The sequence below is a fragment of the Bradyrhizobium sp. SZCCHNR1053 genome (genome assembly GCF_032381235.1).
Taxonomy (GTDB): Bacteria; Pseudomonadota; Alphaproteobacteria; order Rhizobiales; family Xanthobacteraceae; genus Bradyrhizobium.
This window is the reverse complement of the sequence record NZ_JAUHJM010000005.1, coordinates 136,676-151,633: the sequence shown is the minus strand read 5'-3', so window position 1 is coordinate 151,633 and position 14,958 is coordinate 136,676. Positions and strand designations below refer to the sequence as shown.

The window sequence follows — 14,958 nt, the reverse complement described above, 5'->3', positions numbered from 1 at the left end:
TTCCCTTCAGGGACAGAGGTGCTCTTGGAAGCATCAGATCCGCTGAGCTGATTTCCGTCGACTCCCGTGGCGATGCGCCGATTTGCTCCGGCGCAAATCTTTTGCGGGCCGGGTACGCTATGGCCGATCGAGCCCCGAGGGTGGCAGGACCCCTGATATGGACGACCGGCAACGTCGCTGACAGCCGGAGATGGCGGAACTTAGATGCTTGACCTTGCGATTGTTGGTGGCGGTCCGGGTGGACTGATGAGCGCCTGGTACCTGAGGCGCAAACTCGGCGATCTCTGCAAGGTGACGATCTTCGAGGCATCCGACCGGCTCGGCGGCAAGATCGTGACGCGCAAGTTCGATACCGCACCGGCGATGTATGAGGCTGGTGTCGCAGAAATCTACGACTACTCGATGACCGGCCCTGATCCGCTGCGCGAGCTGATCCAGCATTTCGGTCTGCAGACGATTCCGATGGATGCGCTGCAGGTCCAGCTCGACGGCGAGCTGCTCGACGACGTGCCCGGGCTGCGCCGCAAGTACGGCCCGAAGACGGCCGCTGCCGTCGAGGCGTTCCGCAAGCGTTGTACGGAGGTAATGTCGCCGGTCGAATATTACGAAGGCGTCGGCGCCCACGATAACGAGCACCCCTGGGCCTACAAGACCTGCGAAGAGCTGCTCGACGAGGAGGTCGAGGATCCCACGGCCAAGCGCTTCTTCAAGGTGATGTCGCGCTCCGACCTCGCGACCGAGGCCCACAACACCAACGGCCTCAATGCGCTCAAGAACTTCGTGATGGATATCGACGACTATATCGGCCTGTACTCGATCCAGAACGGCAATGAGCAGCTGATCGAGTGCCTTCGCTCGGAGGTTGATGCTGACATCAAACTCAATCATCGCGTGCTCCGCATCGGCAAGACCGAGCAGGGCCGCTACCGGCTCAACATGATGAACGGCAAGGGGCCGGAGACGCGCGAGTTCGATCTCGTGTTGGTGTGTCTGCCGCATTCCTGGCTGTCGACGGTCGGCTGGGACGGCGAGAAGCTGCGCCAGTCCATGGTCAAGCACATCGCCTATTTCGATCGTCCCGCGCATTATCTGCGCGTCTCGATCCTGTTCGACGAGCCGTTCTGGGGCGAGAAGATTCCGGGCTCCTGGTTTATGTCGGAGGCGTTCGGCGGCTGCTGCATCTACAACGAGGGCTCGCGCCACGACGTCGGCAAGCACGGCGTGCTGAACTGGCTGATCGCGGGCTCGGATGCGCTCGCCTTCGCCAATCTGTCGGACCAGGAGCTGATCGATGCCGCCCTGAAGTCGCTCCCGGCGGCGCTAGGCGATGCGCGCGCGCACTTCATGGAAGGCAAGATCCATCGCTGGCTGTCGTCGGTCAACGCGCTGCCCGGCGGTCTGCCGGTGCGCGACGTCATGACCAATCACCGGCCTGAGCCGAAGGAGCACCCCGGTATCGTCGTGGTCGGAGACTACCTGTTCGACTCGACCTTGAACGGGCTGCTCGATTCCTCAGATGCGGCCACCGACATCATCCTGACCGAGATGATGCGGCTGCGCCGCGCCCGCTCGCAGGCCGAGATGCCGCTGTCGGACAAGATCGACCGCGACTATTTCGACAATTATCGCGGGCAGGGGCCTTACAGCGAAGCGTGGTCGCAGTTCACCGATCCGGACTATCTGACCAGCCTGATCAAGATCGTCTGGAACCGGGCCGGCAAGGGCAAGGGCTACAAGCTCCTGGTCGCCGGCTCCGCGAGCGGCGAGCTGGTGGGAGCGCTCCGCGAGCGCGGCATCGATGCCTGGGGCATAGAGAACAACCGCTACATCCACGGCAAGACGCCGAAGGCGCTGAAGAAGTACAACAAGCTCGGCTCGATCACCGACATGCCGTTCAAGACCGGTGAGTTCGATTTCGTGTTCGAGACCAGCCTCTGCCACCTCGGTGACAAGCAGGTTGCGCGCGCGATCCGCGAGCTCAACCGTGTCGTCAAGACCGGCCTCGTGTTCGGCTCGATCACCTCGGACATGGCCCCGGCGCTGGTCGACCGCTACGACCTGCTGCGTGGGGTCAAGAAGCTCGGCACCTGGTGGGAGTGGTCGGAGCTGTTCTTCGGCAACGGGTTTGATCTGGCCATGCACCGCCGCGATTGCACCGACGAGGTGTGGGCTGCGACGCTCGCGGCCAACAAGGGGCCCGGTCAGTGGTACGCCGACGCCGACAGCCTGCGCTATTCGTTCTTCGACAAGGTCGAGGACGAGGACTAGGCTTGCGGCACAGCCGCCGTCATTTCGAGCCAAGGTCGCGGGCGTTGAACCCGGCATCTCGATGCTGTCTTGCGTCCGCGGCGCTTGTGACTGTGCTGGTTGCGTGACAAGGCCGCGTCTTGGTCGCGGCCGCTGCGGCACCGTGTCGCGAGAATGCTGGCGGCCGGCGGACACAGGTGTTAAAGCCGAGCCGCTTTAATCCGTTACGGTCATGCTGGCCGTGCAGGATCGGTTCGTTGAATGGCGCCCAAATCTTCACCGCCGCGAAATCAGACGTCCGCAACGGCAGCTGATCCTGCCGATGATTTGGACAAGCGGGGGCCGGCGGCGGCCGTGCCTGCCGTTCCAAAACCCGGAACAGCGAAGACGTCGGCGACCGAGAAGGCTGATGTCATCGAGGACGATGACGAGGAGGACGGCGAAGAGGCCGGCCTCGACCTCGACGATGACGACGACGACGAGGATCTCGTCGTCTACACGGCCCGCGAGGCCGCCGGTGCGCTTGCGACCATCTACGGCTTCATCTCGCCGCTGCTCGCCAGATACAAGAAGATGCTGGCTTTCGTGTCGATCGGCGTCCTGATCGAGACGCTGTTCAACGTCATCATGCCGCTCAGCCTCAAGTTCCTGATCGACGATGCGCTCGGCGAGGAGGATTTCGAGGCGCTCTATCGCATCCTCGGCGTGCTGGCCGTTGCGGGCATCTTCACCTCGATCGTTGCCGTGCTCTACGAGCGCTGGGATGCGCGTCTGGCGGCCTGCGTCATCTCGGATGTCCGCACCCGTCTGTTCGACCACGTGCAGAACCTGCCGGCCGCCTATTTCCAGCGCACCAAGCGCGGCGAGATCTTGTCGCGCTTCTCGGTCGACATGTCGGCGTTCGAGAACGTCGTGAAGAGTTTCGCCAACAGCGCTGTGCTGCCGTTCCTCGAGCTGATTGCGGGCATCATTCTGATGCTGTTCCTCAACTGGCAGCTCGCTGCGATCGCGCTGCTGGTGTTTCCGATCACCCTGATCGGCCCGCGCATCCTGACGCCGAAGGCGGTTCAGGCCAATTACGAGCAGAAGCTGAACGAGGCGTCGCTGCTCGGCGTGATCCAGGAGAACATCGCGGCGCAAGCCGTCATCAAGGCCTTCAGCCTGCACCGCAAGGTATTCGGCTGGTTCAGCTTCCGCAACGACGCGGCGCGGCGCAAGATGGCCGATGCGATGTTCCTGTCGACCATGGTCGAGCGCACGGTCACGATCTCCGTGCTGCTGCTGCATCTCGTCGTGCTTGCCCTCGGCGCCTATCTCGCCACCAAGGGCCAGATCACCATCGGCACCTTCGTCACCTTCGAGAGCGCGTTCTGGGAGGTGTCCTACAACATCGCCCATGTCATGCACTTCGTGCCGGTGTCGATTTCCTCGGCGGCCGCAATCCGGCACATGCAGGAGCTGCTGGACGAGCCGACCCGCGGCGCCGACCGGCCGGGCGCGCCGGATCTGCCCCGCATCAGCCACGACATCACCTTCGAGCGCGTGACCTTCCAGTACGAGGGCAGCCAGACGCCGGTGCTCGACAATCTCAGCCTCAAGCTCGACGTCGGCAAGCGGATCGCGATCGTCGGTCCGTCGGGCTCGGGCAAGAGCACGCTGCTCAACCTGATCCTGCGACTCTACGTGCCCAACGAAGGCCGCGTCACCATCGACGGCGTCGACATCCGCAGGGTCACGCGCGATTCGCTGCGCGGCAGCATGGCCGTGGTGTTCCAGGAGAACATGCTGTTCAACATGTCGCTGCGGGAGAACATCCGGCTCGGCAAGGAGGGCGCCACCGACGCCGAGGTGGAGGAGGCGGCCAAGAAGGCCGAGATCCACCGCTACATCATGAGCCTGCCGCAGAAATACGACACGCTCGTCGGCGAGCGCGGCGACACGCTGTCCGGCGGCCAGCGCCAGCGCATCGCAATCGCCCGCGCCATCATCCGCAATCCCTCCGTGCTGCTGCTCGACGAGGCGACCTCGGCGCTCGACCAGACCACGGAAGCCGCAATCAACCGCACCCTGCTCAAGGTCGCCAAGGGCCGCACCATGATCTGGTCGACCCACCGCCTGACCTCGGTGGTCGAGATGGACGAGATCATCGTCATCTCCGGCGGCCGGGCGATCGAGCGCGGCAGCCACACCGAGCTCTTGGCCAAGAACGGTGTCTATCGCAAGCTGTGGGACGACCAGGGCCACCAGCCGAGTCGGGCCGATCAGGCCGACGACGACAGCGATGAAGACGACGATGAGGATGATGACGACGACGACGACGACGAGGAATAAGCGTTGAGCGGCGCAATGGTCTTCGTCAGCCGCTGCCGCGTGCCGCGGCCGAGCGAGACTGCAAAGCGTGCCCAGCGCTGCGCCTGCCAATAGGGTCTGGTCCCGATCGAGACGGATCTGAAATTCCAGGCCTTCTCGAGCGACCACGCATCGCAGGCCATCTTGACCGGGTCCGCATAGAAGGCCGCGATCTTGGCCTCGCCCATGCCGTCAGTCGCCAGCCAGCGCGGAATGTGGACGTTGCAGAGGCGCTCGACATCGGTGAACACCTTGTCGGAGCCGGTGCCGGTGACGGGGCAGGTGGTGCAGAAGGCGTCGCCGACGAGCACCACGCCGGGCATGCGATATCCGCTGTTGGTGATCAGATCGGCCGGCCGGACCTTCACCTCGCCGCTCACGGCGTACTCGCCAGTGATCCGCCGCAGGCCGGGCAGGGCGGCCGTCAGCGTTTCGACCGGGGCGCGCCGGATCGCCCGCAGCCAGGGATCATCCACCTCGCGATAGGCGAACAGGTTCGCCCGCATGCGCTCGCCGATCGGGAACAGGGTGATGTAGGGCACCCGCGCACTGGCCCGCTCCTGGAAGTAGGTCATGGCCGGGAACGGGAAGGCGGCGCGGCCGACCGGCGTCAGGTCGAAGCCGATCGAGACGGAATGCGCGGGGCTGGTGATCTTGCGGGTGATTCCCAGCATGTGCCGCAGCCCAACGTTCAGCCCGTTGGCGAGCACGACGAGGCGGGCCGAGATCGTCTGCCCGTTGGACAGCACGACCGACTGGCGATCCTCGCCTGGCGTGATCGCCACGGCCTTGGCGACGATTCGCGTCACAGGGCCACGGATCTCGTCACGCACGGCCGTCACCAGCGTATCGTACGGGATGCCATATTGCTGGACTGGCGCCCGTTCGAGCACGTAGCCGAATCGGGCGATCCAGTTCTCCGAGGCCAGGGTGGCTTGGGTTAACGCCTTGTCGGCGATCCCGGTGCGACGGAACCGGTCGATCTGCCCGGCACCGGAGATCTTCTCGATTCGAAAGTCGGCCGGGTAGATCGCGTGGGGATCGACCAGAATCGCCGGGATGCCCGCACGCCCGAGCATGGCGGCCGTGATCGCGCCGGCCAGGCCGCCGCCAATGATCGCAATATCGGTATATTCTGTCACCGGGCGCCTCGTCGTGGCGCCATCCTTGTCGGCCAAAGCCGAAAAAAGCCTTATCTTCAATGTCTCTGGATATTTCCGGGGTTGGAGAGGTGACTGCGCAGGCGCGGGCAGGGCTCTGCGGTCTACAGATACCTTAGGACGCGGGGGGCACCGTCGGAGCGGAAACTGCAGCGGCCAGAAGCGCTTCTTTGAGCGTCCTGCGGCGTCGTTTTGCTTGACTTGGATATTTACCGCTTATAAAAGGCCGGCACTCAACGACAGGCGGTGAGCTTCGCCAGCGTCGGTACGGATCACCCAGACCACCCAGAACAGGGTGGGACGGGCACCACCCTCGACGAATGCCGCTCAAACGCTGTCGATCATAGCTAGGCAATGCCAAAACGATATTAGATCTCTCGAGCTCGTTCTCCTGAGACCAATTTCGGATGCATGACCTCGGTAGGCCGCCCGCCAGCGCAAGCTGACTGGTGGTGATCGCGGTCCTCTGTGGCGTCAAGCGCTTTCCGTTCAGCGATGAACGGTTGGCGCGATTTCGTTTTGCGTGGGTTTTGATCGCGCGAACGGCCCGGTGAGGCGGGGAACCTCGAACAGAATTTGCGGAAGCCGGTCGCGGTCTCCGTGCGAACGTTGAGAAGGGTGAAGGCCAAGATGCCGACGATCAACCAGCTGATCGCAAATCCGCGCGAAGTGCAGAAGTCGCGCAAGAAGGTGCCGGCGCTGCAGCAGTCGCCGCAGAAGCGTGGCGTTTGCACGCGCGTCTACACCACGACCCCGAAGAAGCCGAACTCGGCGCTTCGTAAGGTCGCCAAGGTGCGCCTGACCAACGGCTTCGAGGTGATCGGCTACATCCCGGGTGAAGGCCATAACCTGCAGGAGCACTCGGTGGTCATGATCCGCGGCGGCCGCGTCAAGGACTTGCCGGGCGTGCGCTACCACATCCTCCGCGGCGTGCTGGATACCCAGGGCGTCAAGAACCGTAAGCAGCGCCGTTCGAAGTATGGCGCGAAGCGTCCGAAGTAAGACGTTCGAGAGAAGCGGGAACAAGATCACATGTCGCGTCGCCATTCAGCCGAAAAGCGTGAAGTGCTTCCGGATCCGAAGTTCGGGAACATCATTGTCACCAAGTTCATGAACTCGGTGATGTACGCCGGCAAGAAGTCGGTCGCCGAAGGTATCGTCTACGGCGCGTTCGGCATCATCGAGGCCAAGACCAAGCAGAGCCCGCTGACGGTGTTCGAGCAGGCCCTCGAAAACGTCATGCCGACCATCGAGGTCCGTTCCCGCCGCGTCGGCGGCGCGACCTACCAGGTGCCGGTCGAAGTTCGTTCGACCCGCCGGCAGGCGCTGGGCATCCGCTGGCTGATCTCGGCCGCGCGCGACCGCAACGAGAAGACGATGACCGAGCGGCTTTCGGCGGAGCTGCTCGATGCCTCCAATAACCGGGGCAACGCCGTGAAGAAGCGTGAAGACGTGCACCGGATGGCTGAAGCCAACCGCGCCTTCTCGCACTATCGCTGGTAACGGCGAAACCGACGGAAATCAGGGAACACACCCATGCCCCGCCAACACGCCATCGAAGACTATCGCAACTTCGGCATCATGGCGCATATCGACGCCGGTAAGACGACCACGACCGAGCGCATCCTCTATTACACGGGCAAGAGCCACAAGATCGGCGAAGTGCACGAAGGTGCCGCGACGATGGACTGGATGGAGCAGGAGCAGGAGCGTGGAATCACGATCACCTCCGCCGCGACCACCGCGTTCTGGAACGGCAAGCGCCTGAACATCATCGACACCCCCGGTCACGTCGACTTCACCATCGAGGTCGAGCGTAGCTTGCGCGTGCTCGACGGCGCCGTCTGCGTGCTCGACTCCAACCAGGGCGTCGAGCCGCAGACCGAGACCGTCTGGCGTCAGGGCGACAAGTACAAGGTGCCGCGCATCGTCTTCGCGAACAAGATGGACAAGACCGGCGCCGACTTCTTCAAGTGCCTGTCCGACATCGTCGATCGCCTGGGCGCGAAGCCGGTGGCTATTCAGCTGCCGATCGGCGCGGAGAACAACTTCAAGGGCTGCATCGATCTCGTGACGATGAAGGCGATCGTCTGGAACGACGAGGCGCTTGGCGCGAAGTTCGACTACGCCGAGATTCCGGCTGATCTCGCCGATCAGGCCAAGGAATATCGCGAGAAGCTGGTGGAAGCCGCCGTCGAGCTCGACGACGACGCCCTGGCTGCGTTCCTGGACGGCAACGAGCCGGACGAGGCGACCCTGAAGCGCCTGATCCGCAAGGCGGTGCTGACCGGCGCCTTCTATCCGGTGCTGTGCGGCTCGGCCTTCAAGAACAAGGGCGTGCAGCCCTTGCTCGACGCCGTCGTCGACTATCTGCCGTCGCCGCTCGATGTGCCCGCGATCAAGGGCACCGACGACAAGGGCAACGAGGTCGTGCGCAAGGCGGACGACAAGGAGCCGCTGGCGCTGCTGGCGTTCAAGATCATGGACGACCCGTTCGTCGGCACCATCACTTTCTGCCGCATCTATTCGGGCGTCCTGACCTCGGGCACCGGCGTCGTGAACTCGACCCGCGAGAAGAAGGAACGCATCGGCCGCATGCTGCTGATGCATGCGAACAACCGCGAGGACATCAAGGAAGCCTATGCCGGCGACATCGTCGCTCTTGCAGGCCTCAAGGAAGCCCGCACCGGTGACACGCTGTGCGATCCGTCCAACCAGGTGATCCTGGAAAAGATGGAGTTCCCGGAGCCGGTCATCGAGATCGCGATCGAGCCGAAGTCGAAGGCCGACCAGGAGAAGCTGGGCGTCGCGCTGGCGAAGCTGGCCGCGGAGGATCCGTCCTTCCGCGTGTCGACCGATCACGAGTCGGGCCAGACCATTCTGAAGGGGATGGGCGAGCTCCATCTCGACATCAAGGTCGACATCCTCAAGCGCACCTACAAGGTCGATGCGAACATCGGCGCGCCGCAGGTGGCGTTCCGTGAGCGTATCACCAAGCCGGCCAACGTGGACTACACCCACAAGAAGCAGACCGGCGGTACCGGCCAGTTCGCGGCCGTGAGCCTCGTGGTCGAGCCGAACGAGCCGGGCGGCGGCTATGTGTTCGAGTCCAAGATCGTCGGCGGTGCGGTTCCGAAGGAATACATCCCGGGCGTCGAGAAGGGCATCGAGAGCGTGCTCGGCGCGGGCGTCGTCGCCGGCTTCCCGGTGGTCGACGTCAAGGTGGCACTGGTCGACGGCAAGTATCACGATGTCGACTCGTCGGCGCTAGCCTTCGAAATCGCCTCTCGTGCGGCTTTCCGCGAGGCGCTGCAGAAGGGCAAGTCGGTTCTGCTCGAGCCGATCATGAAGGTCGAGGTGGTGACCCCGGAAGACTACACCGGCTCGGTCATCGGCGACCTGAACTCGCGTCGTGGCCAGATCCAGGGCCAGGACATGCGCGGCAACGCCAACGTCATCAACGCGATGGTGCCGCTCATGAACATGTTCGGTTACGTGAACAACCTGCGCTCCATGAGCCAGGGTCGCGCGACCTTCACGATGCAGTTCTCGCACTACGCTGAAGCGCCGGCCAACGTGTCGGCTGAAGTCCAGAAGAAGTTTGCCTGATTGTCGCGAGCTCAAGTGAGCGACTGAACGGAGAGTCAAATGGCCAAAGCTAAGTTTGAACGTAACAAGCCCCACTGCAACATCGGCACCATCGGTCACGTCGACCACGGCAAGACCTCGCTGACGGCTGCAATCACCAAGATCCTGGCCGAGACGGGCGGTGCGACGTTCACTGCCTACGACCAGATCGACAAGGCCCCGGAAGAGAAGGCGCGCGGCATCACCATCTCGACCGCGCACGTCGAGTACGAGACCAAGAACCGCCACTACGCGCACGTCGATTGCCCCGGCCACGCCGACTACGTGAAGAACATGATCACCGGCGCCGCGCAGATGGACGGCGCGATCCTGGTCGTGTCGGCCGCTGACGGCCCGATGCCGCAGACCCGTGAGCACATCCTGCTCGCTCGCCAGGTGGGCGTGCCGGCGCTGGTCGTGTTCCTCAACAAGTGCGACATGGTCGACGATCCGGAGCTGCTGGAGCTCGTCGAGCTCGAGGTCCGCGAGCTGCTGTCGAAGTACGAATTCCCGGGCGACAAGATCCCGATCATCAAGGGCTCGGCGCTCGCCGCTCTCGAAGATTCGGACAAGAAGCTCGGCCACGACGCCATCCTCGAGCTGATGCGCAATGTCGACGAGTACATTCCGCAGCCGGAGCGTCCGATCGACCAGCCCTTCCTGATGCCGGTCGAAGACGTGTTCTCGATCTCCGGCCGCGGCACCGTGGTGACCGGCCGTGTCGAGCGCGGCATCATCAAGGTCGGTGAGGAAATCGAGATCGTCGGCATCCGCCCGACCCAGAAGACCACCGTCACCGGCGTCGAAATGTTCCGCAAGCTGCTCGATCAGGGTCAGGCCGGCGACAACATCGGCGCGCTGCTCCGCGGCACCAAGCGCGAGGACGTCGAGCGCGGCCAGGTGCTGTGCAAGCCGGGCTCGGTCAAGCCGCACACCAAGTTCAAGGCTGAGGCCTACATCCTCACCAAGGAAGAGGGCGGCCGTCACACGCCGTTCTTCACCAACTATCGTCCGCAGTTCTACTTCCGCACGACCGACGTGACCGGCGTCGTTCATCTGCCGGAAGGCACCGAGATGGTGATGCCGGGCGACAACATCGCGATGGAAGTGCACCTGATCGTGCCGATCGCGATGGAGGAGAAGCTGCGCTTCGCCATCCGCGAGGGCGGCCGCACCGTCGGCGCCGGCGTCGTCGCCTCGATCATCGAGTAACAACAGCGAATAGGGAATGGCGGGTGGCGAATGGAGATTATCCATTCGCCGTTCGCTACTCGCCACTCACTACTCACAGAAAGATACGGCAATGAACGGCCAAAATATCCGCATCCGTCTCAAGGCGTTTGACCATCGTATCCTCGATACGTCGACGCGCGAGATCGTCAACACGGCGAAACGGACCGGCGCGCAGGTTCGCGGACCCATTCCGCTGCCGACCCGCATCGAGAAGTTCACCGTGAACCGTTCGCCGCACGTCGACAAGAAGAGCCGCGAGCAGTTCGAGATGCGCACCCACAAGCGCCTGCTCGACATCGTCGATCCGACCCCGCAGACCGTCGATGCTTTGATGAAGCTCGATCTGGCCGCCGGTGTCGACGTCGAGATCAAGCTCTAAGTTTTTGGATTCACGTTCGCACCTCACGCGGACATAGAGAAGAACAGGAAGCACGCCGATGCGCTCCGGAGTGATCGCACAAAAGGTCGGGATGACGCGGGTCTTCACGGAGACCGGCGAACATATCCCCGTGACCGTGCTGAAGCTCGGCAATTGCCAGGTGGTCGGTCACCGCACCACCGAGAAGAACGGCTACGTCGCTCTGCAGCTCGGCAGCGGCAGCCGCAAGACGGTCTACATGCCGAAGGCCGAGCGCGGCCAGTTCGCGGTCGCCAAGGTCGAGCCGAAGCGCAAGCTCGCCGAATTCCGTGTCAGCGAGGACTCGCTGATTCCGGTCGGCGCCGAGATCCAGGCCGATCACTTCGTCGTCGGCCAGTTCGTCGACGTCACCGGCACCTCGGTCGGTAAGGGCTTCGCCGGCGGTATGAAGCGCTGGAACTTCGGCGGTCTGCGCGCCACGCACGGTGTGTCGATCTCGCACCGTTCGATCGGTTCGACCGGTGGCCGTCAGGACCCCGGCAAGACCTGGAAGAACAAGAAGATGCCCGGTCACATGGGTGTCGATCGCATCACCACGCTGAACCTGCGTGTGGTGCAGACGGATGTCGAGCGTGGCCTGATCCTGGTGGAAGGCGCGGTGCCCGGCTCCAAGGGTGGCTGGATCTCGGTGCGCGACGCCGTGAAGAAGCCGCTGCCGAAGGAAGCGCCGAAGCCCGGCAAGTTCAAGGTCGCGGGTGAGCAGGCTGCCGAAGCGCCGGCCGTGCAGGAGGGCGCATAAATGGAACTGAAAGTCACCACCCTCGAGGGCAAGGAAGCCGGCTCCGTCCAGCTCTCCGACGCCATCTTCGGTCTGGAGCCGCGCGTCGACATCATTCAGCGCTGCGTTCAGTGGCAGCTGAACAAGCGCCAGGCCGGCACCCACAAGGCCAAAGGCCGCGCCGAGATCTGGCGCACCGGCAAGAAGATGTACAAGCAGAAGGGCACCGGCGGTGCTCGTCACGGCTCGGCCCGCGTGCCGCAGTTCCGTGGCGGCGGCCGCGCCTTCGGTCCGGTCGTGCGCTCGCATGCGACCGACCTGCCGAAGAAGGTCCGTGCGCTGGCGCTGAAGCATGCGCTGTCGGCCAAGGCCAAGGACGGTGATCTTGTCGTGCTGGAGAACGCCACCCTCGAGGCGGCGAAGACCAAGGCGCTGATCGGTCACTTCTCCGGTCTCGGCCTGACCAACGCGCTGATCATCGACGGCGCTGAGCTGCACAACGGCTTTGCCGCTGCAGCCCGTAACATCCCGAACCTGGACGTGCTGCCGATCCAGGGCATCAACGTCTACGACATCCTGCGCCGTCAGAAGCTCGTGCTGACCAAGGCGGCGATCGATGCGCTGGAGGCGCGCTTCAAATGAAGACCATTGATCCGCGCCACTACGACATCATCATCGCGCCGGTCGTGACCGAGAAGGCGACGTTCGCCTCCGAGCACAACAAGGTTCTGTTCAAGGTGGCCGCCAAGGCGACCAAGCCGCAGATCAAGGAAGCGATCGAGAAGCTGTTCGACGTCAAGGTCAGGAGCGTCAACACGCTCGTCCGCAAGGGCAAGACCAAGGTGTTCCGCGGCAATTTCGGTTCGCAATCGGACAGCAAGCGCGCGATCGTGACCCTCGAAGAGGGCCACCGTATCGACGTGACCACCGGACTGTAAGGCTGAGCTGCCATGGCACTGAAGACATTCAATCCCACGACGCCGGGCCAGCGCCAGCTGGTGATGGTCGATCGTTCGGCCCTCTACAAGGGCAAGCCGGTCAAGGCGCTGACCGAAGGCAAGCAGTCGAGCGGCGGTCGCAACAACACCGGCCGCATCACGGTTCGCTTCCTCGGTGGCGGCCACAAGCAGTCGTATCGTACGGTCGACTTCAAGCGCGACAAGGTCGACGTTCCGGCCACCGTCGAGCGGCTGGAGTATGATCCGAACCGCACCGCCTTCATCGCCCTGGTCAAGTATCAGGATGGCGAGCTCGCCTACATCCTGGCGCCGCAGCGCCTGGCGGTCGGCGACACCATCGTCGCCGGCAACTATGTCGACGTGAAGCCGGGCAACGTCATGCCGCTCGGCAACATGCCGGTCGGCACGATCGTGCACAACATCGAGGTCAAGATCGGGAAGGGCGGCCAGCTCGCGCGTTCGGCCGGCACGTATGCCCAGATCGTCGGCCGCGACCAGGACTACGTGATCGTCCGCCTGAACTCGGGCGAGCAACGCTTGGTGCACGGCCGTTGCCGCGGCACCATCGGTGCGGTGTCGAACCCGGACCACATGAACACCTCGATCGGCAAGGCCGGCCGCAAGCGTTGGATGGGTCGTCGCCCGCACAACCGCGGTGTCGCGATGAACCCGATCGACCATCCGCACGGCGGCGGCGAAGGCCGTACCTCGGGCGGTCGTCACCCGGTCACTCCGTGGGGCAAGCCTACCAAGGGCAAGAAGACCCGCACCAACAAGTCGACCGACAAATTCATTCTCTTGAGCCGCCACAAGCGGAAGAAGTAAGGAACGACGGACATGGTTCGTTCAGTCTGGAAAGGCCCGTTCGTCGAGGCGTCGCTGCTCAAGAAGGCAGATGCGGCGCGCGCGTCCGGCCGTCACGACGTCATCAAGATCTGGAGCCGCCGCTCGACCATCCTGCCGCAGTTTGTCGGCCTGACGTTCGGCGTCTACAACGGCCAGAAGCACGTGCCGGTGGCGATCAACGAAGAGATGGTCGGCCACAAGTTCGGCGAGTTCTCGCCGACCCGCACCTTCCACGGCCATTCGGGCGATAAGAAAGCCAAGAAGGCTTGAGGATTAAGCGATGAGCAAACCAAAGCGCGAACGGAGCCTCCCCGAAAACGAGGCCAAGGCTGTGGCCCGGATGCTTCGGGTGAGCCCGCAGAAGCTGAACCTGGTGGCGCAGATGATCCGCGGCCGCAAGGCGTCGGCAGCCCTCGCCGACCTGCAGTTCTCGCGCAAGCGGATTGCGGTCGACGTCAAGAAGTGCCTGGAATCGGCGATCGCCAATGCCGAGAACAATCACGAGCTCGAGGTCGACGATCTCGTCGTTTCGCAGGCTTTCGTCGGCAAGGGAATCGTGATGAAGCGTTTCTCGCCGCGCGGCCGTGGCCGTTCGGGCCGAGTTTTCAAACCGTTTTCGCAGCTGACGATCATTGTCCGTCAGGTCGAGGCGAGCGCTTAAAGCAGGCGCTGGGAGAATACGATGGGTCAAAAGATCAATCCGATCGGTCTGCGTCTCGGCATCAACCGGACCTGGGATTCGCGCTGGTTCGCTGGCAAGGCCGAGTACGGCAAGCTGCTGCATGAAGACGTCAAGATCCGCGAGATCCTGCACAAGGAGCTCAAGCAGGCGGCCGTCGCCCGCATCGTGATCGAGCGTCCGCACAAGAAGTGCCGCGTCACGATCCACTCGGCACGTCCGGGCGTCGTGATCGGCAAGAAGGGCGCCGACATCGACAAGCTGCGCAAGCGCGTCGCCGACATCACCTCGTCGGACGTCGTCATCAACATCGTCGAGATCCGCAAGCCCGAGCTCGATGCGACCCTGGTCGCCGAGTCGATCGCGCAGCAGCTCGAGCGCCGCGTGGCGTTCCGCCGCGCCATGAAGCGCGCCGTGCAGTCGGCGATGCGTCTCGGCGCCGAGGGCATCCGCATCAACTGCTCGGGTCGTCTGGGCGGTGCGGAAATCGCCCGCATGGAATGGTACCGCGAGGGCCGGGTGCCGCTGCACACGCTGCGCGCCGACATCGACTACGGTGTGGCCACCGCGTTCACTACTTTCGGCACCTGCGGCGTGAAGGTCTGGATCTTCAAGGGCGAGATCCTCGAGCACGATCCGATGGCACAGGACAAGCGGATGAACGAAGGCGGCGGCGAGAGCTCGCAGCCGCGGTCGCGCCGCGACGCGGCCTGATCGATCAG

15 protein-coding genes are annotated in these 14,958 nt (G+C 63.7%); 14 read left to right on the top strand and 1 reads right to left on the bottom strand.

Annotated elements, in window-relative coordinates; genetic code table 11:
• Window positions 1-204: 204 nt before the first annotated feature.
• Both QX051_RS14905 and QX051_RS14900 read left to right on the top strand, forming a co-directional pair.
• Window positions 205-2,268, top strand: coding sequence for an FAD-dependent oxidoreductase (locus QX051_RS14905; protein ID WP_315776628.1), 2,064 nt, complete (start codon window positions 205-207; stop codon window positions 2,266-2,268).
• Between the two features lie 240 nt (window positions 2,269-2,508).
• On the top strand, window positions 2,509-4,578 hold the full coding sequence (locus QX051_RS14900; protein ID WP_315776627.1) for an ABC transporter ATP-binding protein: 2,070 nt from the start codon (window positions 2,509-2,511) through the stop codon (window positions 4,576-4,578).
• On the opposite strand, the gene QX051_RS14895 is transcribed toward QX051_RS14900, so the two are convergent.
• A complete protein-coding gene (locus QX051_RS14895; protein ID WP_315776626.1) occupies window positions 4,509-5,738 on the bottom strand; it encodes an NAD(P)/FAD-dependent oxidoreductase in 1,230 nt (409 codons plus the stop codon). The two genes, QX051_RS14900 and QX051_RS14895, sit on opposite strands and share 70 nt — an antisense overlap.
• Before the next feature lie 648 nt (window positions 5,739-6,386).
• Between QX051_RS14895 and rpsL the strand changes: the two genes are divergently transcribed.
• The 12 genes from rpsL (at window position 6,387) to rpsC (ending at window position 14,950) form a co-directional block, all read left to right on the top strand.
• Window positions 6,387-6,758 (top strand): 30S ribosomal protein S12, encoded by a 372-nt coding sequence (rpsL, locus tag QX051_RS14890; RefSeq protein WP_006611834.1) that lies wholly within the window; start codon window positions 6,387-6,389, stop codon window positions 6,756-6,758.
• 30 nt (window positions 6,759-6,788) lie between these two features.
• A complete protein-coding gene (rpsG, locus tag QX051_RS14885; protein ID WP_006611835.1) occupies window positions 6,789-7,259 on the top strand; it encodes a 30S ribosomal protein S7 in 471 nt (156 codons plus the stop codon).
• A gap of 33 nt (window positions 7,260-7,292) precedes the next feature.
• Window positions 7,293-9,365 (top strand): elongation factor G, encoded by a 2,073-nt coding sequence (gene fusA / locus QX051_RS14880; RefSeq protein ID WP_315737597.1) that lies wholly within the window; start codon window positions 7,293-7,295, stop codon window positions 9,363-9,365.
• Between the two features lie 39 nt (window positions 9,366-9,404).
• The gene (tuf, locus tag QX051_RS14875; RefSeq protein ID WP_006611837.1) at window positions 9,405-10,595 is read left to right on the top strand and encodes an elongation factor Tu; all 1,191 of its coding nucleotides are present in this window, start codon (window positions 9,405-9,407) and stop codon (window positions 10,593-10,595) included.
• Between the two features lie 91 nt (window positions 10,596-10,686).
• Window positions 10,687-10,995 carry a 30S ribosomal protein S10 gene (gene rpsJ / locus QX051_RS14870; RefSeq protein WP_002712302.1) on the top strand — a complete coding sequence of 103 codons (309 nt, stop codon included), beginning with the start codon at window positions 10,687-10,689 and terminating at the stop codon, window positions 10,993-10,995.
• Window positions 10,996-11,053: 58 nt separating this feature from the next.
• Complete coding sequence (gene rplC, locus QX051_RS14865; RefSeq protein WP_006611838.1) at window positions 11,054-11,773, top strand: 50S ribosomal protein L3; 720 nt, start codon at window positions 11,054-11,056, stop codon at window positions 11,771-11,773.
• Entirely contained in the window at window positions 11,774-12,394 is a 621-nt protein-coding gene (gene rplD / locus QX051_RS14860) for a 50S ribosomal protein L4 (RefSeq protein ID WP_315737598.1), read from the top strand.
• The gene (locus QX051_RS14855) at window positions 12,391-12,690 is read left to right on the top strand and encodes a 50S ribosomal protein L23 (RefSeq protein WP_315737599.1); all 300 of its coding nucleotides are present in this window, start codon (window positions 12,391-12,393) and stop codon (window positions 12,688-12,690) included. The genes rplD and QX051_RS14855 overlap by 4 nt, the downstream gene beginning before the upstream one ends.
• Window positions 12,691-12,702: 12 nt before the next feature.
• Window positions 12,703-13,536: a 50S ribosomal protein L2 gene (gene rplB, locus QX051_RS14850; protein ID WP_006611841.1), complete on the top strand. Its 834-nt coding sequence runs from the start codon at window positions 12,703-12,705 to the stop codon at window positions 13,534-13,536.
• 12 nt (window positions 13,537-13,548) lie between these two features.
• Entirely contained in the window at window positions 13,549-13,827 is a 279-nt protein-coding gene (rpsS, locus tag QX051_RS14845) for a 30S ribosomal protein S19 (protein WP_006611842.1), read from the top strand.
• Window positions 13,828-13,837: 10 nt separating this feature from the next.
• A complete protein-coding gene (rplV, locus tag QX051_RS14840; protein ID WP_315714562.1) occupies window positions 13,838-14,218 on the top strand; it encodes a 50S ribosomal protein L22 in 381 nt (126 codons plus the stop codon).
• A gap of 21 nt (window positions 14,219-14,239) precedes the next feature.
• Window positions 14,240-14,950, top strand: coding sequence for a 30S ribosomal protein S3 (rpsC, locus tag QX051_RS14835; protein ID WP_012045041.1), 711 nt, complete (start codon window positions 14,240-14,242; stop codon window positions 14,948-14,950).
• Window positions 14,951-14,958 lie beyond the last annotated feature (8 nt).

Bases quoted from the DNA above. Each gene is read 5' to 3' on its own strand.
- QX051_RS14905 (WP_315776628.1), top strand. From the start codon at position 205: ATGCTTGACCTTGCGATTGTTGGTGGCGGTCCGGGTGGACTGATGAGC.
- rpsL (WP_006611834.1), top strand. From the start codon at position 6,387: ATGCCGACGATCAACCAGCTGATCGCAAATCCGCGCGAAGTGCAGAAG.
- rpsS (WP_006611842.1), top strand. From the start codon at position 13,549: ATGGTTCGTTCAGTCTGGAAAGGCCCGTTCGTCGAGGCGTCGCTGCTC.
- rpsJ (WP_002712302.1), top strand. From the start codon at position 10,687: ATGAACGGCCAAAATATCCGCATCCGTCTCAAGGCGTTTGACCATCGT.
- rplC (WP_006611838.1), top strand. From the start codon at position 11,054: ATGCGCTCCGGAGTGATCGCACAAAAGGTCGGGATGACGCGGGTCTTC.
- rpsG (WP_006611835.1), top strand. From the start codon at position 6,789: ATGTCGCGTCGCCATTCAGCCGAAAAGCGTGAAGTGCTTCCGGATCCG.
- QX051_RS14900 (WP_315776627.1), top strand. From the start codon at position 2,509: ATGGCGCCCAAATCTTCACCGCCGCGAAATCAGACGTCCGCAACGGCA.
- rpsC (WP_012045041.1), top strand. From the start codon at position 14,240: ATGGGTCAAAAGATCAATCCGATCGGTCTGCGTCTCGGCATCAACCGG.
- fusA (WP_315737597.1), top strand. From the start codon at position 7,293: ATGCCCCGCCAACACGCCATCGAAGACTATCGCAACTTCGGCATCATG.
- QX051_RS14855 (WP_315737599.1), top strand. From the start codon at position 12,391: ATGAAGACCATTGATCCGCGCCACTACGACATCATCATCGCGCCGGTC.
- rplB (WP_006611841.1), top strand. From the start codon at position 12,703: ATGGCACTGAAGACATTCAATCCCACGACGCCGGGCCAGCGCCAGCTG.
- rplD (WP_315737598.1), top strand. From the start codon at position 11,774: ATGGAACTGAAAGTCACCACCCTCGAGGGCAAGGAAGCCGGCTCCGTC.
- tuf (WP_006611837.1), top strand. From the start codon at position 9,405: ATGGCCAAAGCTAAGTTTGAACGTAACAAGCCCCACTGCAACATCGGC.
- rplV (WP_315714562.1), top strand. From the start codon at position 13,838: ATGAGCAAACCAAAGCGCGAACGGAGCCTCCCCGAAAACGAGGCCAAG.